At 59.4% G+C, this 23,302-nt stretch carries 21 protein-coding genes and 1 tRNA gene; 16 read left to right on the top strand and 6 right to left on the bottom strand.

Features of this window, described 5'->3' with window-relative positions:
- The first annotated feature begins 31 nt into the window (after positions 1-31).
- The 8 genes from IE188_RS16085 to IE188_RS16050 all read left to right on the top strand — a co-directional run bounded on the left by IE188_RS16085 (position 32) and on the right by IE188_RS16050 (position 10,308).
- A complete protein-coding gene (locus IE188_RS16085; protein WP_191287548.1) occupies positions 32-2,197 on the top strand; it encodes an AMP-binding protein in 2,166 nt (721 codons plus the stop codon).
- A complete protein-coding gene (locus IE188_RS16080; RefSeq protein WP_229836936.1) occupies positions 2,194-3,024 on the top strand; it encodes an ABC transporter ATP-binding protein in 831 nt (276 codons plus the stop codon). The genes IE188_RS16085 and IE188_RS16080 overlap by 4 nt, the downstream gene beginning before the upstream one ends.
- Positions 3,025-3,033: 9 nt before the next feature.
- Complete coding sequence (locus IE188_RS16075) at positions 3,034-4,020, top strand: branched-chain amino acid ABC transporter permease (protein WP_191287547.1); 987 nt, start codon at positions 3,034-3,036, stop codon at positions 4,018-4,020.
- A gap of 3 nt (positions 4,021-4,023) precedes the next feature.
- Entirely contained in the window at positions 4,024-5,100 is a 1,077-nt protein-coding gene (locus IE188_RS16070; RefSeq protein WP_191287546.1) for a branched-chain amino acid ABC transporter permease, read from the top strand.
- Between the two features lie 110 nt (positions 5,101-5,210).
- Positions 5,211-6,497, top strand: coding sequence for an ABC transporter substrate-binding protein (locus IE188_RS16065; RefSeq protein ID WP_191287545.1), 1,287 nt, complete (start codon positions 5,211-5,213; stop codon positions 6,495-6,497).
- A gap of 77 nt (positions 6,498-6,574) precedes the next feature.
- The gene (locus IE188_RS16060; protein WP_191287544.1) at positions 6,575-7,423 is read left to right on the top strand and encodes an ABC transporter ATP-binding protein; all 849 of its coding nucleotides are present in this window, start codon (positions 6,575-6,577) and stop codon (positions 7,421-7,423) included.
- Between the two features lie 66 nt (positions 7,424-7,489).
- The gene (locus tag IE188_RS16055) at positions 7,490-8,689 is read left to right on the top strand and encodes a phenylacetate--CoA ligase family protein (RefSeq protein WP_191287543.1); all 1,200 of its coding nucleotides are present in this window, start codon (positions 7,490-7,492) and stop codon (positions 8,687-8,689) included.
- A gap of 140 nt (positions 8,690-8,829) precedes the next feature.
- Entirely contained in the window at positions 8,830-10,308 is a 1,479-nt protein-coding gene (locus IE188_RS16050; protein ID WP_191287542.1) for a peptidoglycan-binding domain-containing protein, read from the top strand.
- Between the two features lie 126 nt (positions 10,309-10,434).
- Here the strand turns inward: IE188_RS16050 and ykgO are convergent, their stop codons facing one another.
- Together ykgO and IE188_RS16040 are read right to left on the bottom strand one after the other, a co-directional pair.
- On the bottom strand, positions 10,435-10,560 hold the full coding sequence (gene ykgO / locus IE188_RS16045; protein ID WP_005850168.1) for a type B 50S ribosomal protein L36: 126 nt from the start codon (positions 10,558-10,560) through the stop codon (positions 10,435-10,437).
- Between the two features lie 81 nt (positions 10,561-10,641).
- Positions 10,642-10,716: transfer RNA gene (locus IE188_RS16040), tRNA-Val, on the bottom strand.
- 165 nt (positions 10,717-10,881) lie between these two features.
- Between IE188_RS16040 and IE188_RS16035 the strand changes: the two genes are divergently transcribed.
- Positions 10,882-11,742, top strand: a complete 861-nt coding sequence (locus IE188_RS16035; RefSeq protein ID WP_191287541.1) for an N-formylglutamate amidohydrolase — start codon at positions 10,882-10,884, stop codon at positions 11,740-11,742.
- A 2-nt stretch (positions 11,743-11,744) separates the two neighbouring features.
- On the opposite strand, the gene IE188_RS16030 is transcribed toward IE188_RS16035, so the two are convergent.
- Entirely contained in the window at positions 11,745-12,998 is a 1,254-nt protein-coding gene (locus tag IE188_RS16030; RefSeq protein ID WP_191287540.1) for a DNA polymerase IV, read from the bottom strand.
- A gap of 61 nt (positions 12,999-13,059) precedes the next feature.
- On the opposite strand from IE188_RS16030, the gene IE188_RS16025 reads away from it, so the two are divergent.
- The 3 genes from IE188_RS16025 to IE188_RS16015 are packed head-to-tail and all read left to right on the top strand — an operon-like array spanning position 13,060 to position 14,702.
- Positions 13,060-13,533, top strand: a complete 474-nt coding sequence (locus tag IE188_RS16025; protein ID WP_191287539.1) for an NUDIX hydrolase — start codon at positions 13,060-13,062, stop codon at positions 13,531-13,533.
- Positions 13,534-13,545: 12 nt separating this feature from the next.
- Complete coding sequence (locus IE188_RS16020; protein WP_191287538.1) at positions 13,546-14,433, top strand: SPFH domain-containing protein; 888 nt, start codon at positions 13,546-13,548, stop codon at positions 14,431-14,433.
- Positions 14,433-14,702: an NfeD family protein gene (locus IE188_RS16015; RefSeq protein WP_191287537.1), complete on the top strand. Its 270-nt coding sequence runs from the start codon at positions 14,433-14,435 to the stop codon at positions 14,700-14,702. Before IE188_RS16020 ends, IE188_RS16015 begins: the two co-directional genes overlap by 1 nt.
- Before the next feature lie 21 nt (positions 14,703-14,723).
- Here IE188_RS16015 and IE188_RS16010 read toward each other — a convergent pair whose 3' ends face one another.
- Positions 14,724-15,452, bottom strand: a complete 729-nt coding sequence (locus IE188_RS16010) for a hypothetical protein (RefSeq protein WP_191287536.1) — start codon at positions 15,450-15,452, stop codon at positions 14,724-14,726.
- A 156-nt stretch (positions 15,453-15,608) separates the two neighbouring features.
- Positions 15,609-16,328 (bottom strand): orotidine-5'-phosphate decarboxylase, encoded by a 720-nt coding sequence (pyrF, locus tag IE188_RS16005; RefSeq protein WP_191287535.1) that lies wholly within the window; start codon positions 16,326-16,328, stop codon positions 15,609-15,611.
- 221 nt (positions 16,329-16,549) lie between these two features.
- On the opposite strand from pyrF, the gene clpB reads away from it, so the two are divergent.
- Positions 16,550-19,165: an ATP-dependent chaperone ClpB gene (clpB, locus tag IE188_RS16000; RefSeq protein WP_191287534.1), complete on the top strand. Its 2,616-nt coding sequence runs from the start codon at positions 16,550-16,552 to the stop codon at positions 19,163-19,165.
- Positions 19,166-19,246: 81 nt separating this feature from the next.
- Here the strand turns inward: clpB and IE188_RS15995 are convergent, their stop codons facing one another.
- Positions 19,247-19,486: an EF-hand domain-containing protein gene (locus IE188_RS15995; RefSeq protein ID WP_191287533.1), complete on the bottom strand. Its 240-nt coding sequence runs from the start codon at positions 19,484-19,486 to the stop codon at positions 19,247-19,249.
- A 389-nt stretch (positions 19,487-19,875) separates the two neighbouring features.
- Between IE188_RS15995 and IE188_RS15990 the strand changes: the two genes are divergently transcribed.
- The 3 genes from IE188_RS15990 (at position 19,876) to msrQ (ending at position 23,033) form a co-directional block, all read left to right on the top strand.
- The gene (locus tag IE188_RS15990) at positions 19,876-21,363 is read left to right on the top strand and encodes an FMN-binding glutamate synthase family protein (RefSeq protein ID WP_191287532.1); all 1,488 of its coding nucleotides are present in this window, start codon (positions 19,876-19,878) and stop codon (positions 21,361-21,363) included.
- 105 nt (positions 21,364-21,468) lie between these two features.
- On the top strand, positions 21,469-22,389 hold the full coding sequence (msrP, locus tag IE188_RS15985) for a protein-methionine-sulfoxide reductase catalytic subunit MsrP (protein ID WP_191287531.1): 921 nt from the start codon (positions 21,469-21,471) through the stop codon (positions 22,387-22,389).
- On the top strand, positions 22,389-23,033 hold the full coding sequence (gene msrQ / locus IE188_RS15980) for a protein-methionine-sulfoxide reductase heme-binding subunit MsrQ (RefSeq protein WP_191287530.1): 645 nt from the start codon (positions 22,389-22,391) through the stop codon (positions 23,031-23,033). Before msrP ends, msrQ begins: the two co-directional genes overlap by 1 nt.
- Positions 23,034-23,302 lie beyond the last annotated feature (269 nt).

Genomic DNA, 23,302 nt, shown 5'->3' with positions numbered 1-23,302 from the left:
ATGTCGCCCGTACCGACGGTGGGAGGAAAATTTGTCACAGGAACTAGCCGCAGCAGGCGACTTTGCGTCCATTCCCGCGCTTCTGGCGCGGAACGTGAAGACGTATGGAAATCGCCCGGCCTATCGCGAAAAAGAATTTGGCATCTGGCAAAGCTGGACCTGGGCCGAGGCGGCCGAGGAAATCGAAAAGCTCGCCCTTGGCCTTCTGGCGCTGGGAATTGATCGTGGCGATCATGTTGCCATCATCGGGCGCAACCGTCCGGCCCATTACTGGGCGATGGTTGCCGCGCAGAAAGTTGGCGCAGTTCCGGTGCCGCTCTATCAGGACGCCGTCGTGGAAGAGATGGAATATGTGCTGGAGCATTGCGGCGCGCGGTTCGTGGTCTGTGGCGACCAGGAACAGGTCGACAAGGTCATCGAGGTGCAGGAAAAGATCCATCACATCGAGCATGTCGTCTATTACGACAAGCGCGGCCTGCGCAAATACGATCACAGCCATCTGCACTGGTATCACGACATTCAGGAAGAAGGTCATGCGGCCCATTCTCGCCTGCAAGGCGAGATGGCGGCGCGCGAGGCCGAGCTGGATTACGACAGCACGTGCGTCATGCTGTACACGTCAGGCACCACCGGGCGCCCGAAAGGCGTCGTGCTGTCGAACCGCAACATCATTGAAAGTGCCAAGAACTCGTCGGAATTCGACAATCTGGGCGTGAACGAGGATATCCTGGCCTATCTGCCGATGGCCTGGGTCGGGGATTTCATCTTCTCGCTGGGGCAGGCGATGTGGTGCGGGTTCTGCGTGAACTGCCCCGAAAGCGCCGAGACCATGATGACCGACCTGCGCGAGATCGGTCCGACCTATTACTTCGCTCCGCCGCGTGTGTTTGAAACGCAGTTGACCAACGTGATGATCCGCATGGAAGACAGCGGCGATCTGAAATACGCGCTGTTTCACCATTTCATGGATTTCGCCAAGAAGGGCGCGGGCGAGAAATACGGTATGCCGCGCCGCAAGGTCACGACCCAGAAGAAAACGCTTGAGCAGAAGATCCGCCATGGCTTCCGCTATGCGATGGGGATCGGCTTTGCCGCCGAGACCATCGTTGAAAATGTGATCCGTCTGGGCTTTGCCAAGCTGCGTTATGGCAAGGATGTGCGCAAGCATTTCAAGGCCAAGGATCCAATCGGCCTGAAGCTGTATCGCGGCAACGCGCATGATTATTTCAAATATCGTCTGGGCGACGTGCTGGTCTATGGCCCGCTGAAGGACACGCTTGGATTTGGCCGCATCCGCGTCGGTTACACCGCGGGTGAAGCCATTGGCCCCGAGATTTTCGAGTTCTACCGCTCGATGGGGATCAACCTGAAACAGCTTTACGGCCAGACCGAAGCAACGGTGTTCATCACGGTGCAACCCGATGGCGAAGTGCGCAACGATACCGTTGGCGTGCCCGCTCCGGGCGTCGAGATCAAGCTGTCAGATACGGGCGAGATCTTCTATCGCAGCCCCGGCACGTTCGTTGAGTATTACAACAACCCCGAAAGCACCGCCGACACCAAGGATCCCGAAGGTTGGGTCGCGACGGGGGATGCGGGGTTCTTCGACAAGCAAAACGGCCATCTGCGCATCATCGACCGGGCCAAGGACGTGGGCAAGATGGCCGATGGTCGCCTGTTCGCGCCGAAATATGTCGAGAACAAGCTGAAATTCTATCCCGACATTCTTGAGGCCGTGGTGTTCGGCAACGAGCGCAACATGTGCACGGCCTTCATCAATATCGACCTGACCGCCGTGGGCAACTGGGCCGAGCGCAACAACGTGGCCTATGCCTCTTATCAGGAATTGGCCGGCCACCCGAAAGTGCTGGAAACCATTCAGGAGCATGTTGAGACGGTCAACAAATCGGTGGCCGAGGATGAAATGCTGTCCGGTTGCCAAATTCACCGCTTCCTGGTCCTGCACAAGGAACTGGATGCCGATGACGGCGAGATGACCCGCACGCGGAAGGTGCGCCGCAAGATCGTCGAGGAAAAATACGCCCCGCTGATCGACGCACTTTATGGCGGGAAGTCAGAACAATTCATCGAAACCGAAGTCACCTATGAGGATGGCCGGAAGGGCTCGATCAAGGCCACGCTGGAAATTCGCGATGCGGCCGTGGTGGGCAAAAAGCAGGAGATGGCGGCAGAATGACGACAGCAACCGACATGAACGCCGACAGCTATGTCACGGCAGACGGCCGCACCATTGGCGGGGTTGTGATGGACCTGAAAAACATCACCCTGCGCTTTGGTGGTGTTGTGGCCATCAAGGACATCAGCTTTGACATCCGCGAAGGCGAAATTCGCGCGATCATCGGCCCGAACGGGGCTGGCAAATCTTCGATGCTGAACGTGATTTCCGGGTTCTACAAACCGCAGGAAGGCGAGGTTTGGTTCCGCGGCGCGAAACGCCCGCCGATGAAGCCCTATCAGGTCGCGCGCCAAGGTCTGGCCCGAACGTTTCAGAACATCGCCCTGTTTGACGGTATGACAGTGCTGGACAACATCATGACCGGGCGTCTGAACCACATGAAGGCGAACATTTTTCAGCAGGCGATCTGGAAGGGCAAAGCCGAGCGCGAAGAGTTGGAAAACCGCGAGATTTGTGAAAAGGTCATCGACTTTCTGGAAATTCAGCACATCCGCAAGACGCCTGTGGGTCGTCTGCCTTACGGTCTGAAAAAGCGCGTGGAACTGGCGCGGGCGTTGGCCGCTCAACCGTCGCTTCTTCTGCTTGACGAGCCGATGGCTGGCATGAACGTCGAGGAAAAAGAGGACATGTCGCGCTTCATCCTTGATATGAACGACGAATTTGGCACCACGATTGCCCTGATCGAACACGATATGGGCGTTGTGATGGACCTGTCCGACCGTGTGGTCGTGATGGATTACGGAAAGAAAATCGGGGACGGCACGCCGGACGAGGTGCGCAACAACCAGGATGTGATCGACGCCTATCTTGGCGTGGCGCACGATTAAGGGGGACTTATGCCTGAACAACTTCTCTTTGCGATGGAAGTCACCCTGAACGGCCTGATGGCCGGGGTGCTTTATGCGCTGGTCGCGCTGGGGTTTGTCTTGATTTTCAAGGCGTCCGGTATCTTCAACTATGCCCAGGGCGTGATGGCGCTGTTTGCAGCCCTGACGCTGGTGGGTATTCAACAAGGCCAGGTGCCCTTCAGTCACCTGATCAACGCGGTCTTCGGGACCGAGATCCACCACTTCCCCTGGCACGTGCCGTCGATCATCGCGATCATACTGGCCGCGGGCGTGATGGTCTTGTTCGCCTATCTGGTCGAGAAATACATCCTTCAACACCTGATCGGGCAGCCCGACATCATCCTGTTCATGGCGACCATCGGTCTGGCCTATTTCATGGAAGGGTTCGGCGACATCATGTGGGGGTCCGAGATCAAGACGCTTGATGTCGGTCTGCCGCAAGGGATGAACCTGGCGATTGATGAAGCGACATACAACATGTTCGGCTATGGGTTCTTCATCGACAATCTGGATATCGTGGCGGCGGTCGTCGCGGCGCTTCTGGTGACCTCGCTGGTGATCTTTTCGCAATACACCAAGCAGGGCCGCGCGCTGCGGGCGGTGGCGGATGACCACTCGGCGGCGCTGTCGGTTGGCATTTCGCTGCGCTTCATCTGGGTGCTGGTCTGGTCGATTGCCGGCTTCGTGGCGCTGGTCGCGGGCATCATGTGGGGTGCCAAGTCGGGCGTGCAGTTCAGCCTGTCGCTGATCGCGCTGAAAGCCCTGCCGGTTCTGATGCTGGGCGGGTTCACCTCGATCCCCGGCGCGATCATCGGTGGCCTGATCATCGGCGTGGGCGAGCAATTGTTCGAATTTGCCATCGGTCCGATGATCGGCGGCGCAACCCAGAACTGGTTCGCTTATGTGCTGGCACTGGTTTTCCTGATCTTCAGGCCCCAAGGCCTGTTTGGCGAAAAAATCATCGAGAGGGTCTGATCCATGTTTTACCGCGAAGCAGGTGACTTCAAAACGTCCTATCGTGACGACAGTCAAACCTTCCCGATCCGCCTTGATCGGATGGGATACTATGTCCTCATGTTCGTGGCCTTCCTGGTGGTCCCGTTCTTCATCAACGACTATTGGGTCAATGCGGTGTTCGCTCCGTTTCTGATCTATGCCATTGCGGCGCTGGGTCTGAACATTCTGACGGGCTATGCCGGGCAGGTATCGCTGGGCACCGGGGGCTTCATGGCTGTGGGGGCCTATGCCTGCTACAAGCTGATGACCGGCTTTCCCGAGGTCAGCATCGTCATTCACATCATCCTGGCCGGTGGGATCACCGCCATCGTGGGTGTGGCCTTCGGTCTGCCGTCGCTGCGCATCAAGGGGTTCTATCTGGCGGTTGCCACACTGGCGGCGCAGTTCTTCCTTGTCTGGCTGTTCAACAAGGTGCCGTGGTTCTACAACTATTCGGCGTCCGGGCAGATCAACGCGCCCGAACGGTCGGTGTTCGGGGTGATCGTCACCGGTCCCAACACCGAAGCCTGGGCGAAATACATGATCTGCCTTGTGTTCGTTGTGGTGCTGGCCTGGGTGGCGCGCAACCTGACGCGCGGCATGATGGGGCGCAAATGGATGGGTATCCGCGACATGGACATCGCCGCCGAGATCATCGGGGTGAACCCGCTGATGGCCAAGCTGTCTGCCTTCGCTGTGTCATCCTTCTTTGTCGGCATTGCAGGCGCGCTGTTCTTCGCGGTCTATCTTGGCGCTGCCGAGGCTGGTGAGGCGTTTGGTATCAACAAGTCGTTCCTGATCCTGTTCATGATCATCATTGGTGGCCTTGGCTCGATCTTCGGTTCGTTCGCGGGCGCGGCCTTCATGGTGCTGATGCCTGTGTTCCTGAAAAACGTCTTGGTGGGCGGCATGGGCTGGCCGACCGATTTGGCGGCACATTTCGAGTTCATGATCGTGGGTGGTCTGATCGTCCTGTTCCTGATCGTCGAACCGCACGGACTGGCGCAACTGTGGCGCCTGACAAAAGAAAAACTGCGCCTGTGGCCCTTCCCGCACTAGGGCCCGCGCAATCAACTCACTCCCCCGCACCAACGAGGAGGCGGTCCGGGGGATCCAAGCAACGTGACCCATAACGGGCACAGAAATTTGCTAATCTAGGGAGGAAGCAAATGAAATATACGAAACTCGCAGCAGCCAGTGTGACGGCTCTCATGGTGGCGACCCCGGTCCTGGCGGACCTGGTGTTCCCCTCGCTCAGCTATCGGACGGGGCCTTACGCGGCGGGCGGTATTCCCTATGCGGACGGCTTTGCGGACTATTTCACGCTGCTGAACGAACGGGATGGCGGCATCGGTGGTGTCATGACCTCGGCGCCGGAATGTGAAACCGCCTATAACACGGAAAAAGGTGTGGAATGCTATGAGGCCACGAAAGGTCAGGGCGCGCTGGCCTATAACCCGCTGTCGACGGGTATCACCTATCAGCTGATTCCGAAAGTGACCGCAGATGACATCCCGCTTTACACGCCGGGCTATGGCCGGACCTCGGCTGCCAACGGCAAGGTGTTCAGCCATGTGTTCAACTTCCCCGCCAACTACTGGAACGCGGCGTCGCTGGCAGTGAACCACCTGAAAGAGGTCAGCGGCGGCGACCTGACCGGCAAGAAAATCGCGCTGGTCTATCACAACTCGGCCTATGGCAAGGAACCGATCCGCACGCTGGAAGAGCTGTCGGAAAAGCACGGGTTCGAATTTACGACGATTCCGGTGGATCACCCCGGTCAGGAACAAAAGGCCCAGTGGCTGCAAATTCGCCGCGAGCGCCCGGATTTCGTGATCATGTACGGCTGGGGCGTGATGAACCAGGTTGCCATTCAGGAAGCCGCAAACATCCGTTTCCCGATGGAAAACTTCATCGGCGTCTGGTGGTCTGGTGGCGATCATGATGTGGCCCCGGCTGGCGATGCGGCCACGGGATACAAGGCTGTGACCTTCCATGGTGTTGGCTCGGACTATCCTGTCTTCGACGACATCCAGAAATATGTTGTGGATGCAGGCAAGGCGGCTGGCAATGGCGACAATATCGGCAAGGCCATCTATAACCGTGGTGTCTATGCCGCGATGTTGCTGGCAGAAGCTGCCCGCACGGCTCAGGAAATCCACGGCACGCCTGACATCACCTCGTCAATGATGCGCGACGGTATGGAAGCCCTGGAAATCACCGAAGAGCGGATGGCGGAACTGGGTATGCCCGGCTTCGGCCCGACCTTCACCGTGACCTGCGAAAACCACGGTGGCCCGGGCACTGGCGCGATCCAGCAATGGGATGCTGCTGCGGGGACATGGTCGCTGATCTCGGACTACGGTCCGTCGGACATGGAAGTGATCCAGCCGTTGATCGAAGAAGACTCGGCCGCCTATGCCGCCGAGAACAACATCGAACCGCGCTGCAACTGATCTGCGTGTAAGCACTGTCGTTCGGGCCAATCGGCCCGGACGATCCCCGAACAACGAACACGAACAGGACGACCGATATGCTGGACGCCGCAAAGACCGCAGAAAAGACCGCAAGGAATGCAGGCGAAAACCTTCTTGAGGTCAACAATATCGAGGTGATCTATAATCACGTGATCCTTGTGTTGAAGGGCGTCAGCCTGAACGTGCCCAAGGGCAGCATCACTGCCATTCTCGGCGGTAATGGTGCGGGCAAGACGACCACGCTGAAGGCGATTTCCAACCTGCTGCAATCGGAGCGGGGGGAAGTCACGAAAGGCACGATCCTGCACATGAACGAAAATGTGGCCGAGCTGAACCCTTCGGCCCTGGTCAAGCGCGGCGTCATTCAGGTGATGGAAGGGCGGCACTGTTTCGAACACCTGACCGTTGAGGAAAACCTGCTGACCGGCGCCTATACCCGCACCGATGGCAAGGCCGCGATCAACGCTGATCTTGAGATGGTGTATGACTATTTCCCGCGCCTGAAAGAGCGGCGCAAAAGCCAGGCAGGCTATACCTCGGGCGGCGAGCAACAGATGGTCGCGATGGGCCGCGCGCTGATGTCGCGCCCCGATATGATCCTGCTGGATGAACCGTCCATGGGGCTTGCGCCGCAACTGGTCGAGCAGATCTTCGAGATCGTGAAGAAGGTGAACGAACAAGAGGGCGTGACCTTCCTGCTGGCAGAGCAGAACACCAACGTCGCGCTGCGTTACGCGCATTACGGCTATATTCTTGAGAACGGACGCGTCGTGATGGACGGTCCGGCCGCGGAATTGCGCGAAAACCCGGACGTGAAGGAATTTTATCTCGGTATGTCGGACGAGGGCCGCAAGAGTTTCCGCGACGTGCGGTCGTATCGTCGCCGCAAGCGTTGGCTGGCCTGACGCCACCCACAAACCGACAAATGCAACGTAGGGCCGGTGCATGCCGGCGATGACAAGAGGTCACTCATGTCCAAGTATTTTGACGCGCTGGAAACCCGTTCGCAGGATGAACGCGCGAGCGCACTGATTGATGGCCTCCGCGCACAGATCGCGCGCGCGCGTACTGCAAAGAACGCCTGTCAACTGGATGGGCCCGAGATTGCCTCGCTTTCGGATCTGGCGAAATATCCGGTTTTGCGAAAGTCTGAGCTGAGCAAATGGCAGAAGGAAAATCCGCCGTTCGGTGGCTTTGCCGTCAAGAAACCAGCCCATATTTTCCAATCCCCCGGCCCGATCTATGAACCCGGCGGTGTCAGCCATGACTGGTGGCGCATGGGGCGTTTCTTGCATGCCTGCGGCATTGGCGCAGACGACATCGTTCAAAACTGCTTCGGTTATCACCTGACCCCTGCGGGCATGATTTTCGAGAACGGCGCACAGGCGGTTGGAGCCTCGGTCCTGCCTGCCGGTGTGGGTCAGACAGAACTGCAGGTGAGGGCCGCGGCGGATATCGGCACCACGGCCTATGCCGGCACCCCGGATTATCTGAAGATCATTCTGGACCGCGCGGATGCCGATGGCGTGAAACTGAAGATCACCAAGGCTGCCGTTGGTGGGGGAGCATTGTTCCCCAGCCTGCGTCAGGAATACGCCGATCGCGGTGTCACTTGCCTGCAAAGCTATGCAACCGCTGATCTTGGCAACATCGCTTATGAAAGCGAGGCGATGGAAGGCATGATCGTTGACGAAGGCGTGATTGTTGAAATCGTGCGCCCGGGCACCGGCGACCTGGTGGCGGATGGCGAAGTGGGCGAAGTGGTTGTGACCACGTTGAACCCGGACTACCCCTTGATCCGCTTTGCGACCGGCGATCTGTCGGCGGTGATGCCCGGCACCAGCCCGTGTGGCCGCACCAACATGCGCATCAAGGGCTGGATGGGCCGTGCGGACCAGACCGCGAAGATCAAGGGCATGTTTGTGCGCCCCGAACAGGTCGCCGATTTCGTGGCCAAGCACGCCGAAGTGTCGAAAGCACGCGTCATCGCCACCCGCGAGGGCGAGTTGGACGCGATGACCGTAAAAGTCGAATCCAGTGGTGGTGACGCTGATGCCTATGCCAGATCGGTGGCCGAAACCTTGAAGCTGAAAGGCCGGATCGAACTTGTCGCACCCGGCAGCCTGCCCAACGATGGGATCGTGATCGACGACCAGCGCGTGTACGACTGACCGCAAGGTTCGGAACCGTGTTGAACCCGTTCCCTGCCGGTTTTTCCAACCGGCAGGTTTTTTCGTTGAGCACGGTTCGATATGCTCCAAAATGAACCAATCAGACGCTTGCGCGTTGTCGTCTGAAACAGGAGGTGCATATGACCAATCGGTTTCAAGCCACAGTCGCTGCGGCGGCTTTGCTGTGCGGGGTTGCCAGCGGCGCGGCCGCCAAAGATGCGGCGTTGATGATTGTGAACAACGACTATCGCTATCTTGAAGATACAGATGAGGTTGACGCGGCGGACGATCTGAAACGCCGGCTTGAAAGCGAAGGCTTCGACGTTTTCGACATCCGCTCCGAAGGGGCGCCAGACAGTTGGGAAACGGTTGAAGACTTTCGCAAGGAAGCCGAAGGTGCAGACCGTTTGCTGGTCTTCATGGCTGGCCGTTTCGTGACGACAGAGCATGAAAGCTGGCTGTTGACGCGTTATGCCGATGACATGAACGACCTGTCGGTGGGCAGCGTGGGTGTTCCGCTCAGTGCGATCCTGCGCAGCGTTGACGGGTCGCCGGAGCACGCCCTCGTGCTGCTGGCCCCGCTGGGCGACGAGATCGAGTTGGACGAAAGCCTGCGCGCCGGAATCGCGGACCCAGATGTGCCGGATGGGGTCGGCGTGCTGATCGGCCCGACCGAGTCGCTTGAAGAGTTTGTCGACAAGGTTGCATTGGTCCCCGACGCGAAAATGCGCAGCGCGCTGCGGGATCAGTACCCCAAAATCGAGCCATTCGGGGATGTTCTGGACAGTGCCCCGTTCACGATGGGTGAGATGAGCGAGGCGGAACAGGCCGAAGCGGCGTTGCGCCTGACCCGCACCCAGCGTCGGGATGTACAACGCGATTTGACAATTCTGGATCACAACCCCGGCGGGATCGACGGGATCTTTGGCCGGGTTACGCGCGCGGCAATCGCGGATTGGCAGGAAGATCAGGGTTTTGACCCCACGGGATATGTCAACGATGTGCAAGTGAAAGTTCTGGGGCGCCAGGCCGCGAAACGGGCGGCGGAGCTGGAGGATGCGGCGCGCAAACGCGCCGCAGAACAGGCACGGCAGGATCACGCCTTTTGGGATGTGACCGGGAAGGACGGGACCGCCAAGGGACTATTGGCATATCTGAAGCAGTATCCCGACGGGTTGCATGCAGATGAAGCGAACGCGGCGCTTGCCAAGTTGCAGCGCAGCGATGGCGACAAGGCTGGCAAGGCCGAGCGTGAACGCTGGAAGGTCGCGAAGGACAAAGACACGGTTCAGGCCTATGAGGCGTATTTGAAGAAACATCCCAAGGGCTATTTCGCGGATGTGGCGAAGGCCCGGGTCGACGAGCTGAAACAGGCTCAGGTGCGCGAAACCGAGCGGAAGGCTTTGGCAGCCTCGGAGCAGGCGTTGTTAAAGAACGGACCACTTCGGTTGATCGTTGAACAGCGGCTGGCCAGTCTTGGATTGGACCCTGGTGCGGTTGATGGCAAGTTCAACAAGAAGACCCGAAAGGCGTTGCGCCAGTACCAGAAAAGTCGCGGGATGGCAGTGACGGGCTATGTTGACCAGATCACCCTGGCGCGAATCCTCGTGAACTTCTGACGAGGGCTCACGATGGCGCGGTGGGGTTGATCCCTCCGTCGCCGTCGCGCTTTCGACAGCCTGCGCACCGGATGCAACAAAAAAGCCGCCCACTGGGCGGCCCTTTCGATAACGCTGCTGATATGTTCAGCCCTGACGGGCTTTGAACCGGCGTTGCGTTTTGTTGATCACGTAAACGCGGCCTTTCCGGCGCACCACGCGGCAATCGCGGTGGCGGTTTTTCAGCGAGCGGAGCGAGTTGCGAACTTTCATGTTCCTTCTCCTTCAACGCGGCGCTGCGGTTGCGCCTAAGCTACTTTATGCCATTTGACCTTGCAGCCATCTGGCGGTTCATGGTGGGCGATACTGGGATCGAACCAGTGACCCCTTCGATGTCAACGAAGTGCTCTACCGCTGAGCTAATCGCCCGGAAATCTTCCCGAACCAGCCTGAAAGACCGATCCAAAAAACGCGACGCGGGAAAACCCGCGCCGGTTCGCGGTTCTATAAAAGGAGTCGAGCCGGTGCGCAAGGCCTTTTAACAAGAGAATTTTGTCATATTATGCACCAAGGACAAGGCGCAAAGGGCTTCGGATGTCGACACCGCCATATATGCTGACATTGCCAACGGCGCATACAACCAGTGTGGTGTTTGCCTCGCCCCATTCGGGACGCGATTATCCGGCAGCGTTGATCCGGAACAGTGTGCTGGACGAGCTGGCGCTGCGATCCTCGGAAGATGCCTATGTCGATCAGCTTTATGCGGTTGCACCCGATCATGGTGCGCCCTTTTTGGTGGCGAACACGCCACGCGCCTATGTCGATCTGAACCGCGGGCCGGAAGAACTGGACCCGGCCCTGATCAGCGGGCTGCGCCGGGTTGACCACAATCCGCGTGTCTCGTCCGGTTTGGGTGTCATTCCGCGCGTCGTGGCCGGTGGGCGGGCGATTTACAGGGGTAAGATGACGCTGGGCGACGCGCAAACGCGGCTGGCAACGCATTGGCATCCCTATCACACCGCGTTGCAGACGCTTCTGGATCGCAGCCATGCAATGTTCGGCGCGGCAATTCTGATCGACTGCCATTCAATGCCGCATGAGGCCGTGACCAACCTGTGCAAAGGGGCGAAACGCTGCCCCGAAATCGTTCTGGGCGACCGGTTCGGGGCATCCTCGGCCTCGTCCATCGTTGACCGGGTCGAGGCGGCTTTCGTGCGTGCCGGGTTTGAAACCGCGCGCAACACCCCGTTTTCGGGCGCTTATATGGCGCAGCATTACGGGCGTCCGTCGCGCGGGCAGCATGTGGTGCAGGTCGAGATCGACCGTGCGCTTTACCTTGATGAAACCATGGTGCGTCCGAATGCCGATTTTGCGCAGGTGCGCGCGCGCCTTGTATCGGTCATTGCCGAGATTGCCGAGATCGGACGCAGCGAAAGCGCCCTGGCCGCCGAATAGGTTCAGCGGATCCCGCGACCCTTGACGATGCTGTCATGCCCGAACCGGGCGCGGATCTTGTCCGTCGCCCGTTCCGCCGCGCGCCGTTTGGCGGCATGGGGGTCCAGCAGATCGTCGCTGAGGTCGGCGTTGTCGGCCGTTCCCAGATGGCTCAACCCGACACCGATCAGGCGAAAGGGCCCTTGGTCGGCAACCGTGTCCAGCAATGTGCGAACGGTGCGATAGATCCGATCCGCCGACTGCGTCACGTCGCCCAGATTGCTTTGGCGGCTCAGCGCCCGAAAATCGGCGCGTTTCAGTTTCAGTGTGACCACACGCCCGGCCAGATCGCGGGCCTTGGCGCGGTCGGACACTTTTTCGGACAGGCGCCACAAGTGACCATCCAGCAGGTCGAGGTCCGAGGTATCTTCAAAAAACGTGGTCTCGTTCGAGATTGACTTGACCGGCGCGTGGGCCGACACCCGCCGTTTATCCTCGCCGCGAGCCAGATGCCAAAGCCGCTCCCCCATGCCGCCAAACCGGGCGATCAGGTCTGTCTTTTCCCAGCGCAGAAGGTCGGCGAAGGTGCGAATGCCCGCCTTTTCCAACGCCGCCTGACTGACCCCACCTACGCCCCAGATCAGGCCGACAGGTTTGTCGTGCAGAAACCGGGCCGTTTCTGCCTTGCCGATCACCGAAAACCCGCGCGGCTTGTCGAGGTCTGACGCCACTTTGGCCAGAAACTTGTTATGGCTCAGCCCGATGGACCCGGTCAGGCCCAATTCGTCCTGCATCCGTTTGACCAACCGGGCCAGCATCACGGCAGGCGGCGCACCGTGCAGGTTTGCAGTACCGGTCATGTCCAGAAACGCCTCGTCCAGCGACAAGGGTTCGATCGAGGGCGACAGCTCGTCCATCATGGCGCGGATTTCTTTGGAAACGGCGGCATAGTGACTGCCGCGCGGTCGGATCACCACGGCATCCGGGCACAGTTTCAGCGCCTGAAACATCGGCATGGCGGACCGCACCCCCCGGATACGCGCCACATAGCAGGCGGTCGATACCACTCCGCGCTTGCCGCCACCGATGATGACCGGCTTGTCTGCCAGATCTGGATTGTCGCGCTTTTCCACCGACGCATAAAAGGCATCGCAATCCATATGCGCGATGGTCAGGTCAAACAGCTCGGGATGCGCAATGACGCGCGGGCTGCGGCAGGACGGGCAGCGGCGTGCGTCATCGAATTGGGTCAGGCAGTCTCGGCATAGGGCGGGCATGAGGTGTTTTATCCGATGTAAAACGGCGGCTCAAATACTAGACTGTTCGGGCGAGGATGTGATGCACGAATTTATCGGCGCAAAACTGGTTCTTTTGGTGGGCGGTCGGGTGGCGACAATCCTTCGTGACGACCTGGTCGGTATTCAGTTTCCCGGAATGTGGGATTTTCCCGGTGGCGGGCGCGACAAGGGGGAAACCCCCGAACAATGTGTGTTGCGTGAAACGCAAGAGGAGCTTTCTTTAACTCTGACCCCGGATGATCTGATCTGGCGAACCGAGCTCGATAGCCCGTCGGTGCCTGGAACCACATCCTGGTGGTTCGCGGCGGCTCTGCCTGCCCACCGGGCGAATGACATATCTTTGGGCGACGAAGGGCAATGCTGGGCATTGATGACGCCCGATGACTGGCTGGCGCATCCGCTAGCCATTGCGCATTTCAAACCTCGTTTGCGCGCTGCTTTGAAAGGGCTGGCGCAACATGCGGTTGAACAAGACCTCAAATCAGATCATCCTCCGATCAAATCTGGACAGTGAAAGGGTCTTTCCATGAATGACATCCCCGCAGACCTGCTTGGCGGCAACAGCGTATTGCTGTTGTTGGCGGTGTTTCTGATCATTGTCGTCCTTCTGGGCGTCAAGATCGTGCCGCAAAGTCAGAAATTCGTCGTCGAACGGTTTGGGCGGTTGCAATCGGTTCTGGGGCCGGGGATCAACTTCATCGTGCCTTTCCTGGATCGTGTCCGCCATCGTGTGTCTATACTGGAGCGCCAGTTGCCCACCGCCAGCCAGGACGCGATTACCTCGGACAACGTGCTGGTGCAGGTCGACACCAGCGTGTTCTATCGCATTCTTGAACCCGAAAAGACCGTCTATCGCATCCGTGATGTGGATGCCGCGATTTCGACAACGGTTGCGGGGATCGTGCGGTCGGGCATCGGCGAAATGGAACTGGACGAGGTTCAGTCAAACCGCCAGCAACTGATTGCAAAGATCAAGCAACAGGTCGCGGATGCGGTGGATGATTGGGGGATCGAGGTGACGCGGGCCGAAATACTGGACGTGAACCTGGACAACGCCACGCGTGAGGCGATGTTGCAGCAGTTGAACGCCGAACGGGCGCGTCGCGCACAAGTGACAGAAGCCGAGGGGAAGCGCCGCGCGGTTGAACTGGCTGCCGATGCCGAACTGTATGCCGCCGAGCAAACCGCCAAGGCGCGCCGGATTTCGGCGGATGCCGAGGCCTATGCAACACAGGTTGTCGCCAAAGCCATCGCCGAGAATGGGCTTGAAGCCGCGCAATACCAGGTCGCGTTGAAACAGGTCGAAGCTTTGACCGCTGTCGGCAAGGGCGAAGGCAAGCAGACTATCATCCTGCCGGCAAATGCGCTGGATGCGTTTGGCGATGCGTTCAAACTGTTGAAGGGGAGACCGTAATGCTGTGGGCCACATGGTGGGTTTGGATCGCGGGGGCCATCGCGCTTGGCATTCTTGAAATGCTGGCGCCCGGCTTCATATTCGTGGGGTTTGCGGTCGGGGCTGCTGCCATCGGCCTGCTGCTGCTGATCGGCGTTACCCCAAGCCTGCCATGGATTCTGGTGCTGTTTGCCGCGATCTCACTGGTGACCTGGCTGGTGCTGCGCCGTGTGGTCGGTGTGCGCAAAGGGCAGTCCAAGCGTATCGACATCGACATCAACGAGCTGTGACAATGACGGCCGGGGCCGGGCCTATGCGGCTTCGGCCTCGAACAGAAAAGGCATCTGCTCGGCCATGGTGCCGCCTTTCAACAGCCAGCTCAGCCCCAGCGCCCACAAGGCGACGCTTTCCGCCCAGAAGGTAAAAGACCACGCGGCGTCCCAGGCCTTGCCAAGCTCGGGCAGGAAAAGCTTGACCACGCCGATCAGGATCACCATCGCCAGGATGGTCCAGCCGAAAATCTGATAACACTGATTGCGTCGTTTCTTGTGCGGTCCGGGGTCGTCTGCCGTGCAGCGGGTGAACAGCCGGATCGAGGTGATGGACATGAACACCAGAAACAGCCCCGCCGCCGAGAAATGTATGTTCTGCTGGATCTGATCCATCGACGGCGGGATCAGCCGGTCAAACAGCGCCGGGGGAAAATAACAGCTTTCGCGATCACACAGCGTCGGCACGAAGGCTGTCGCGAAGATGGCAACCCCCGCGACGGACGAGATCACGCGGTCGGACAGGATCTCGTCAGGTTCCCGGCAATATCCCTCATACGCCACCAGGAACAGACCGACACCGGCGGCTGCCGACACGAAAACCTCGCGCAGTTCCGTATAGAAGAAATCCGAAATCGACTCCTGCATCGGAATGTCGAACAGATAAACATTTGTGAGCAGCACAAAGGGAAGCGTCAGCCCGATGGCGCCAATGGCCCGCCTGAGCCGCAGAACGGTCGACATATCCGGGTTGGGGCGTGTTTCGGGCATGGGGCACCTCGCGAATGACTGGACCAGCGGTCCTGGCTGCATGTGCTGTCTGGAAAGCACATCGCCCCCATGATCGAAAGATTGCCCCTGCTGCGCAAGGCGGCAGGGCGGGTCGTGGCCTCACGATTGCAAGAGCGTGACGTGAAACCCCGCAGATCAGCCGCGATTGGCCCGCCGCGCTTGTGGCGAGTTCAGTTCGGCGATGATCGCCTGAGCGGCAGCCCTGGGGTCTTTTGCGTGGCGGATGGGACGCCCCACCACCACGTGATCCGCGCCATCGGCAATCGCCTGCGCGGGGGTGGCCGTTCGTTTCTGGTCGCCCTGGTCGGTGCCTGCCGGGCGTACGCCGGGGGTGACGATCAGCTTGCCCTCTGCTTCGGGAAGGGCGCGGATCAGCCTTGCCTCTTGCGGCGAAGCGATGACGCCATCGGCGCTTGCCTCCAGCGCGCGGGCGGCGCGTTCCAGCACCAGATCCTGCACCGAACCCTGTTTGATCAGCGCCGCGTCCAGATCCTCGCGATCCAGCGAGGTCAGGATGGTCACGGCAAGGATTTTCATGTCGCTGCCGCCTTTGCCTTCCTGTGCGGCGCGCACCACGTTGGGGTCGCCGTGGACGGTCAGAAAATCCAGATCAAACTGTGCAAGCCCCCGCACGGCGGCTTCGATCGTGTTGCCGATGTCGAACAGCTTCATATCCAGAAAGATACGCTTGCCGTGTTCGCTTTTCAGCTCGTTGGCCAGCGCCAGCCCACCCCCGGTCAACATGCCCAGCCCGATCTTATAGAAACTGACCGCATCCCCCAGCGTCCCGGCCAGTTGCAGTCCGTCCAGTGCATTTGGGACATCAAGGGCAAAGATCAGGCGGTCATCGGACATGGAAGGCTCCTTTTTTTGCGGCGCGGTTGGCTTGTCCTAAACACAGATTGGCACAAAGGCAAATGGGCGTGATCCACGGGGATATGTGTGCGGATTCCGGCACAGATGCGCGCAGGCTGTCTTGCATTTTTCCGACCCGTTCCCATCTTTGTTCCAAGGCCCAATGGGATGTGCCGCAAGGGTGGGCATTCCGGTCTTGGGCGCTTTAGAAGGAGAGTGATATGGACTTGAACAAGTTCACCGAACGGTCGCGTGGTTTCATTCAGGCCGCACAGACCATTGCGATGCGCGAAAACCATCAAAGACTGGTTCCCGAGCATCTGTTGAAAGCCCTGATGGACGACGAAGAAGGGATGAGCGCCAACCTGATCCGCAAGGCAGGTGGGTCGCCCGAACGTGTCCGCACCGCCGTGGACGAGGCCATCGGCAAGCTGTCGAAAGTGACGGGCGATGCCGCGCAGGTTTACATGGACAACGCCACCGCCCGCGTGCTGGACGAGGCGCAGAAATTGGCCAAACAGGCCGGGGACAGCTTCGTGCCCGTCGAGCGGTTGTTGACCGCCTTGGCCATGATCAAATCCAAGGCGCGTGATGCGCTTGATGCCGGTGCCGTGGATGCCAAGAAGCTGAACGCCGCCATCAACGCGGTGCGTCAGGGGCGCACGGCCGACAGTGCCAGTGCCGAAGACAGCTATGAAGCCTTGTCAAAATATGCCCGCGATCTGACCGAGGCTGCGGCAGAGGGCAAGATTGACCCGATCATTGGCCGCGACGAAGAAATTCGCCGCGCCATGCAGGTTCTGTCGCGCCGCACCAAAAACAACCCCGTTCTGATCGGCGAGCCCGGCGTGGGGAAAACCGCGATTGCCGAGGGGCTGGCCCTGCGCATCATCAATGGTGATGTGCCAGAAAGCCTGCGCAACAAGAAGCTGCTCGCGCTGGATATGGGGGCACTGATCGCCGGCGCGAAATATCGCGGCGAGTTTGAAGAGCGTCTGAAAGCCGTTCTGAACGAAGTGACGGCGGCGGCAGGAGAGATCATCCTGTTCATCGACGAGATGCACACGCTGGTCGGTGCCGGTAAATCGGATGGGGCGATGGACGCCGCCAACCTGATCAAACCTGCGCTGGCGCGCGGAGAGCTGCACTGCGTCGGGGCCACCACGCTGGATGAATACCGCAAATATGTCGAAAAAGACGCGGCCCTGGCCCGCCGGTTCCAGCCGGTGATGGTCGAAGAGCCGACGGTCGAGGACACGATCTCGATCCTGCGCGGTATCAAGGAGAAGTACGAACTGCACCACGGCGTTCGGATTTCCGACAGCGCCCTTGTGGCCGCGTCGACGCTGAGCCATCGCTATATCACCGACCGGTTCCTGCCGGACAAGGCGATTGACCTTGTGGACGAAGCCGCTAGCCGCTTGCGTATGGAAGTGGATTCGAAACCCGAGGAATTGGATGCGCTGGATCGTCAGATCATGCAGATGCAGATCGAAGCCGAGGCGTTGAAGCTGGAGGATGACAAGGCGTCGAAAGACCGGCTGGAAAAGCTGGAAGGCGAACTGTCCGATCTGCAGGAGAAATCCGCGTCAATGACCGCCAAATGGCAGGCAGAACGGGATCAGCTTGAAGGTGCGCGCGGGTTGAAAGAGCAACTGGACCGCGCCCGTGCCGAATTGGACGCCGCCAAGCGCGAAGGCAATCTGGCTCGTGCCGGTGAGCTGTCTTACGGTGTCATTCCCGGCCTTCAGAAAAAGCTGGAAGAAGCCGAAAACGCCGAAAGCGACATGATGGTCGAAGAGGCCGTGCGGCCCGAGCAGATCGCCAGTGTGGTTGAGCGTTGGACAGGTATTCCGACCTCGAAAATGCTGGAAGGCGAACGCGAGAAGCTTTTGCGCATGGAAGAGGAACTGCACAAGCGGGTCATCGGTCAAACTTCGGCCGTGACGGCTGTGTCCAATGCCGTGCGCCGGGCGCGTGCCGGGCTGAACGACGAGAACCGCCCGCTTGGGTCGTTCCTGTTCCTTGGCCCGACCGGTGTGGGTAAAACCGAGCTGACCAAAGCAGTGGCCGAGTATCTCTTTGATGACGACAACGCGATGGTGCGTATTGATATGTCCGAGTTCATGGAGAAACACGCGGTCGCCCGTCTGATCGGTGCGCCTCCGGGCTATGTCGGGTATGACGAAGGCGGTGTGCTGACCGAAGCTGTGCGGCGGCGGCCCTATCAGGTCGTCCTGTTCGACGAGGTTGAAAAAGCCCACCCCGATGTGTTCAACGTGCTGTTGCAGGTTCTGGACGATGGGGTTCTGACCGATGGTCAGGGCCGCACGGTCGATTTCAAGCAGACGCTGATCATCCTGACGTCGAACCTTGGCGCGCAGGCGCTGAGCCAGCTGCCCGATGGGGCGGATTCGTCCGATGCCAAGCGTGACGTGATGGATGCGGTGCGGGCACATTTCCGCCCTGAATTCCTGAACCGTCTGGATGAAACGATCATCTTTGACCGCCTGAGCCGGAACGACATGGACGGGATCGTGGATATCCAGTTGGAACGTCTGGCCCGTCGCCTGGCGCGTCGCAACATCACCCTTGAGCTGGATGAGGGCGCACACAAGTGGCTGGCCGATGAAGGGTATGATCCGGTATTCGGTGCGCGCCCGCTGAAGCGTGTCATCCAACGCGCGCTTCAGGACCAACTGGCCGAAATGATTCTGGCCGGGGATGTTATGGACGGCGACACCATTTCGGTGTCCGCCGGGTCCGAGGGCCTGATCATCGGTGACCGTGTGTCGCGTTCGAACCAGCACCCGCCACGAGATGCCGTGGTTCATTGATCAAGGCCGTTAAACAGATGAAAGCCCCGCCGGTGTAAACCGACGGGGCTTTGCCGTGAGTGGGGAAGTGGCTAAGTGCCCTTACATCTCGCTCGGGATCGTGCCTGCTTCCTGTGCTGCTGCCAGCTCGTCAGCGTTCAGGGTGCCGCTTTCATCCGCGTCTGCCGTCGAGAAGGCTTCGGCCGTCACGTCAGGATAAACTGCGACCAGCTCTTCCATGGTGACTTCTCCGTCCTCGTTTGCGTCCAACGTGGCGATGTCAGCGAAAACAGCAGACGAACCAGCGATAAGAAGGGCGGCGGCAAGAGATGTGGTTTTCATACGATATACTCCAAGAGTTATTGTTCGCACCCAGTGTTGGATGCAGAGACACAGAAACCACGACCACCTGACTGCTTCACCTGAAATGCGCTAAGACACTCTGTTTGGGCGCTAAATTGCAAAATTGACCTCCACTTACAGGCGAAGTTCCGCAAGGGAAGGCAAAGGGGTCGAAACCCGGCAGAACGGCTCCTATTCAAAGGTGTGTTTTCGGCGATTCGCAGCCGAGAAACCACAGTCACACCCCCTTGGCATCTTTGTGCTTGTGGTGACTCGCAGCTGCGGGTGATTCCCGCCCCGGCGAATCGCCTCGTTTGCCCGCGTAACCTAACGGTCTTTTCGTTCAGGCCGTTGGCGTTAGACTCGATCCGAATCACGGAGGGGTGTCGATGCAATCCATGTTCTGGGCGGTCGAGCTGCTGGCGCAGGCGTTGTTCTTTTTGGTGGTCCTTGGGTTTTTGTTGCTGGTCGTGCTCTATTTCATCGACCGGGTGCAAACCCATGACGCTGTGCGCCGCAACTATCCGGTGATCGGACGCTTCAGGGCAGTGTTCACCAATCTGGGCGAGTTTTTCCGACAGTATTTCTTTGCCATGGACCGCGAAGAGCTACCGTTCAACCGTGCCCAGCGGGATTGGGTCGAGAGGGCGGCATCAGGCCATGGCAACACAGTGGCCTTCGGGTCGACGCGGAACCTTGGTATCACCGGCACGCCAATCTTCGTGAACGCGGCATTTCCCCCTGTCAGCGATCAGTACACAAAGACCGAACCCCTACAGATCGGGCCAACGACGCGGCACCCTTATGCGGCCAAGTCGTTCTTCAACCTGTCAGGCATGAGCTTTGGCGCTTTGTCGCGACCGGCGGTCGAGGCTTTGTCGGCAGGCGCCGCCAAGGCCGGGATCTGGATGAATACGGGCGAGGGGGGATTGTCGCATTATCACCTGAAGGGTGGCGGTGACATCGTGTTTCAAATCGGCACCGCGAAATACGGGGTGCGGGACGCAGAGGGCAACCTGTCCGATGACAAGCTGCGCGAGATCGCGGCGTATCCCGAAGTGAAGATGTTCGAACTTAAGCTGGCGCAAGGGGCAAAACCCGGCAAAGGGGGCATCCTGCCCGCCGCCAAGGTCTCGGCCGAAATTGCGGCGATCCGGGGGATCACGGAAGGTGTCGCCTCGATCTCGCCCAACCGGCATCCCGAGATTGATGATTGGGACGATCTTCTGGATGTCCTGGCCCATATCCGCGAGGTGACCGGAAAGCCGGTCGGAGTCAAAACGGTGGTCGGGTCAGTTGAGCCCTTGGAAGAGTTGTTTGAAAGGATCACCCGGCGCGGGATGCAGGACGCGCCCGATTTCATCACCATAGACGGCGGCGAAGGTGGCACGGGCGCCGCCCCCATGCCGTTGATTGATCTGGTCGGTCTGCCGATCCGCGAAGCGTTGCCCCTGGTCTGCGACCTGCGGGATCGCCACGGGTTGAAGGACAGAATCCGTCTGGTTGCTTCGGGCAAGTTGATCAATCCCAGCGACGTGGCCTGGGCGATCTGCGCAGGTGCTGATTTTGTCACCTCGGCACGTGGCTTCATGTTTTCATTGGGCTGCATTCAGGCAATGAAATGCAACCGCAACACCTGCCCCACCGGGATCACGACGCACGATCCGCGCTTGCAAAAAGGTCTGGTGCCAGAGGACAAGGCGGACAAGGTGGCCCGCTACGCCGCAGGCATCATCCACGAGGTGGAAACCATTGCGCATTCCGTCGGTGTGACCGAGCCGCGACAGATGGGACGGCAGCATGTGCGTCTGGTGCAGGAGAACGGGCGTTCGGTGCCGATGAATCACATCTATCCTGCGATACCGCCGCTGGACTGAGGGATTGTTACAATTCCATGGCGCGGACGTGAGCCATTGTGGTTTGGATTTGTGCCCGCCCTGTCATACGTCAAGGACAGACGACCATGAAAGGTGGGCAAGCAAATGGCTTACAAGACCGTCCTGAAATACTCCGACGTGACACCCCGCGCCGATTACCTGAACCGACGCCAGTTGATGGGCGGTGCGGCCGGGCTGACAGCGGGGCTGACACTGGGGCCGGCGCTGGGCGCGTCATCAGATGCGTCGCCATATTCGGCTGATCTTGAGACGACCGCGCTTGAGGACATCTCGTCCTACAACAATTTTTACGAGTTCGGCACCGGCAAGACCGACCCGGCCAAACACGCGCATCAACTGACCATTGATCCCTGGTCGGTCGAGATCGGCGGGATGGTGGACCGGCCCGGCACATACGGGCTTGAGGACATTCTGGGCAAGGTCACACTCGAAGAACGCATCTATCGCTTTCGCTGCGTTGAAACCTGGTCGATGGTCGTGCCTTGGGTCGGGTTCGAGCTGAACCAGTTGCTCTCGCTCGCCGGAGTGCAGGGCGCGGCCAAATACGTGGCCTTTGAAACCCTTTATCGGCCGGACGAAATGCCGGGGCAGAAAACCGTTAGTCTGGAATGGCCGTATCGTGAAGGTCTGCGGCTGGACGAGGCGATGCATCCGCTGACGATCCTGGCCACCGGGATCTATGACGACCCGATGCCGAAACAGAATGGCGCGCCGCTGCGCCTCGTCGTGCCGTGGAAATATGGCTACAAGTCGATCAAGTCGATTGTGCGCGTGACGTTGACGGATAAAGAGCCGCAGACAACGTGGAACATGCTGCAACCGAGTGAATATGGGTTTTATTCCAATGTGAATCCCCAGGTCAGCCACCCGCGCTGGTCGCAGGCTTATGAAAAACCGATCGGCGGCGGGTTGTTTGCCAAGCGGCAAGAGACCCTGATGTTCAACGGTTATGAAGAAGAAGTCGCGCGCCTTTATGATGGTATGGACCTGGTGGTGAACCACTGATGTCCCTTGTTGACCGGATCAATGCCGCCGCGCGCAAGATGCCGGTCTGGGGGCTTTATGTGGTCGGGGCGCTTTGGCCCGCCTGGCTGTTCTATCTTGCGGCCAGTGGCGGAATGGGGGCCGAGCCGGTCAAGGCGTTGGAACATGAACTGGGTCGGCTGGCGTTGAAAGCCCTGATCCTTGGTCTGTGCGTGACCCCGTTGCGCGCCATGATCGGCCTCAACCTGATCCGCTTCCGGCGCGCGATTGGCGTGCTGACATTCTATTTCGTTTCGGTTCACCTTCTGGTGTGGCTTGTCCTGGATGTTCAGATCCTGTCTGAAATCTGGAAAGACATCCTGAAACGCCCCTATATTACCATCGGAATGGCCGCGTTCCTTTTGATGGTGCCGCTGGCCATCACGTCAAACAACTGGTCGGTGCGCAAACTTGGCCCGCGCTGGCGCAAGCTGCACCGGCTGGTCTATCCGATCGCGATTCTGGGCGGTGTTCACTTCGTCATGATCGGCAAGACCTGGGAAAAGGACGCGCTTGTTTATCTGGCGATCATCCTGGCGCTGTTGGCATGGCGGGTGATTCAGACGGCGAAGAAACGCAAGAGCCGCGAGCAGGGTGCGCGGGTAGCCCGGCGGTCAGTGTCCTGATGATTTCCCACGGTCCGGCCTGACAGATCGTGCTGATTCACGCCAGTGCCTGCCCTCGATTCATGACCCGAAGCGGATCGCGGACAATTGCCGTTGGGGAAGGTTTGGTCGCAGGCTATTTTTGTTGCGCACGGACGCGCAGATTTTGCCGAACATTGCCGCAACCCACCAAAAACAAAGAAAAAATCGGAAATCGGCAAAAAGATGCATTTTTCTAAAAAAAGGGGTTGCGACTCTTTGCGGGTAGGCCTAGAACCCCCTTCACCGGC

The sequence above is a fragment of the Aliiroseovarius zhejiangensis genome (assembly GCF_014656375.1).
GTDB classification, from domain to species: Bacteria; Pseudomonadota; Alphaproteobacteria; order Rhodobacterales; family Rhodobacteraceae; genus Aliiroseovarius; species Aliiroseovarius zhejiangensis.
The sequence above is the reverse complement of the archived record's forward strand: the minus strand, read 5'-3'. Positions and strand labels throughout refer to the sequence as shown.

Bases quoted from the DNA above. Each gene is read 5' to 3' on its own strand.
- IE188_RS16080 (WP_229836936.1), top strand. From the start codon at position 2,194: ATGACGACAGCAACCGACATGAACGCCGACAGCTATGTCACGGCAGAC.
- IE188_RS16075 (WP_191287547.1), top strand. From the start codon at position 3,034: ATGCCTGAACAACTTCTCTTTGCGATGGAAGTCACCCTGAACGGCCTG.
- IE188_RS16070 (WP_191287546.1), top strand. From the start codon at position 4,024: ATGTTTTACCGCGAAGCAGGTGACTTCAAAACGTCCTATCGTGACGAC.
- IE188_RS16065 (WP_191287545.1), top strand. From the start codon at position 5,211: ATGAAATATACGAAACTCGCAGCAGCCAGTGTGACGGCTCTCATGGTG.
- IE188_RS16060 (WP_191287544.1), top strand. From the start codon at position 6,575: ATGCTGGACGCCGCAAAGACCGCAGAAAAGACCGCAAGGAATGCAGGC.
- IE188_RS16055 (WP_191287543.1), top strand. From the start codon at position 7,490: ATGTCCAAGTATTTTGACGCGCTGGAAACCCGTTCGCAGGATGAACGC.
- IE188_RS16050 (WP_191287542.1), top strand. From the start codon at position 8,830: ATGACCAATCGGTTTCAAGCCACAGTCGCTGCGGCGGCTTTGCTGTGC.
- ykgO (WP_005850168.1), bottom strand. From the start codon at position 10,560: ATGAAAGTTCGCAACTCGCTCCGCTCGCTGAAAAACCGCCACCGCGAT.
- IE188_RS16035 (WP_191287541.1), top strand. From the start codon at position 10,882: ATGTCGACACCGCCATATATGCTGACATTGCCAACGGCGCATACAACC.
- IE188_RS16030 (WP_191287540.1), bottom strand. From the start codon at position 12,998: ATGCCCGCCCTATGCCGAGACTGCCTGACCCAATTCGATGACGCACGC.
- IE188_RS16025 (WP_191287539.1), top strand. From the start codon at position 13,060: ATGCACGAATTTATCGGCGCAAAACTGGTTCTTTTGGTGGGCGGTCGG.
- IE188_RS16020 (WP_191287538.1), top strand. From the start codon at position 13,546: ATGAATGACATCCCCGCAGACCTGCTTGGCGGCAACAGCGTATTGCTG.
- IE188_RS16015 (WP_191287537.1), top strand. From the start codon at position 14,433: ATGCTGTGGGCCACATGGTGGGTTTGGATCGCGGGGGCCATCGCGCTT.
- IE188_RS16010 (WP_191287536.1), bottom strand. From the start codon at position 15,452: ATGCCCGAAACACGCCCCAACCCGGATATGTCGACCGTTCTGCGGCTC.
- pyrF (WP_191287535.1), bottom strand. From the start codon at position 16,328: ATGTCCGATGACCGCCTGATCTTTGCCCTTGATGTCCCAAATGCACTG.
- clpB (WP_191287534.1), top strand. From the start codon at position 16,550: ATGGACTTGAACAAGTTCACCGAACGGTCGCGTGGTTTCATTCAGGCC.
- IE188_RS15995 (WP_191287533.1), bottom strand. From the start codon at position 19,486: ATGAAAACCACATCTCTTGCCGCCGCCCTTCTTATCGCTGGTTCGTCT.
- IE188_RS15990 (WP_191287532.1), top strand. From the start codon at position 19,876: ATGCAATCCATGTTCTGGGCGGTCGAGCTGCTGGCGCAGGCGTTGTTC.
- msrP (WP_191287531.1), top strand. From the start codon at position 21,469: ATGGCTTACAAGACCGTCCTGAAATACTCCGACGTGACACCCCGCGCC.
- msrQ (WP_191287530.1), top strand. From the start codon at position 22,389: ATGTCCCTTGTTGACCGGATCAATGCCGCCGCGCGCAAGATGCCGGTC.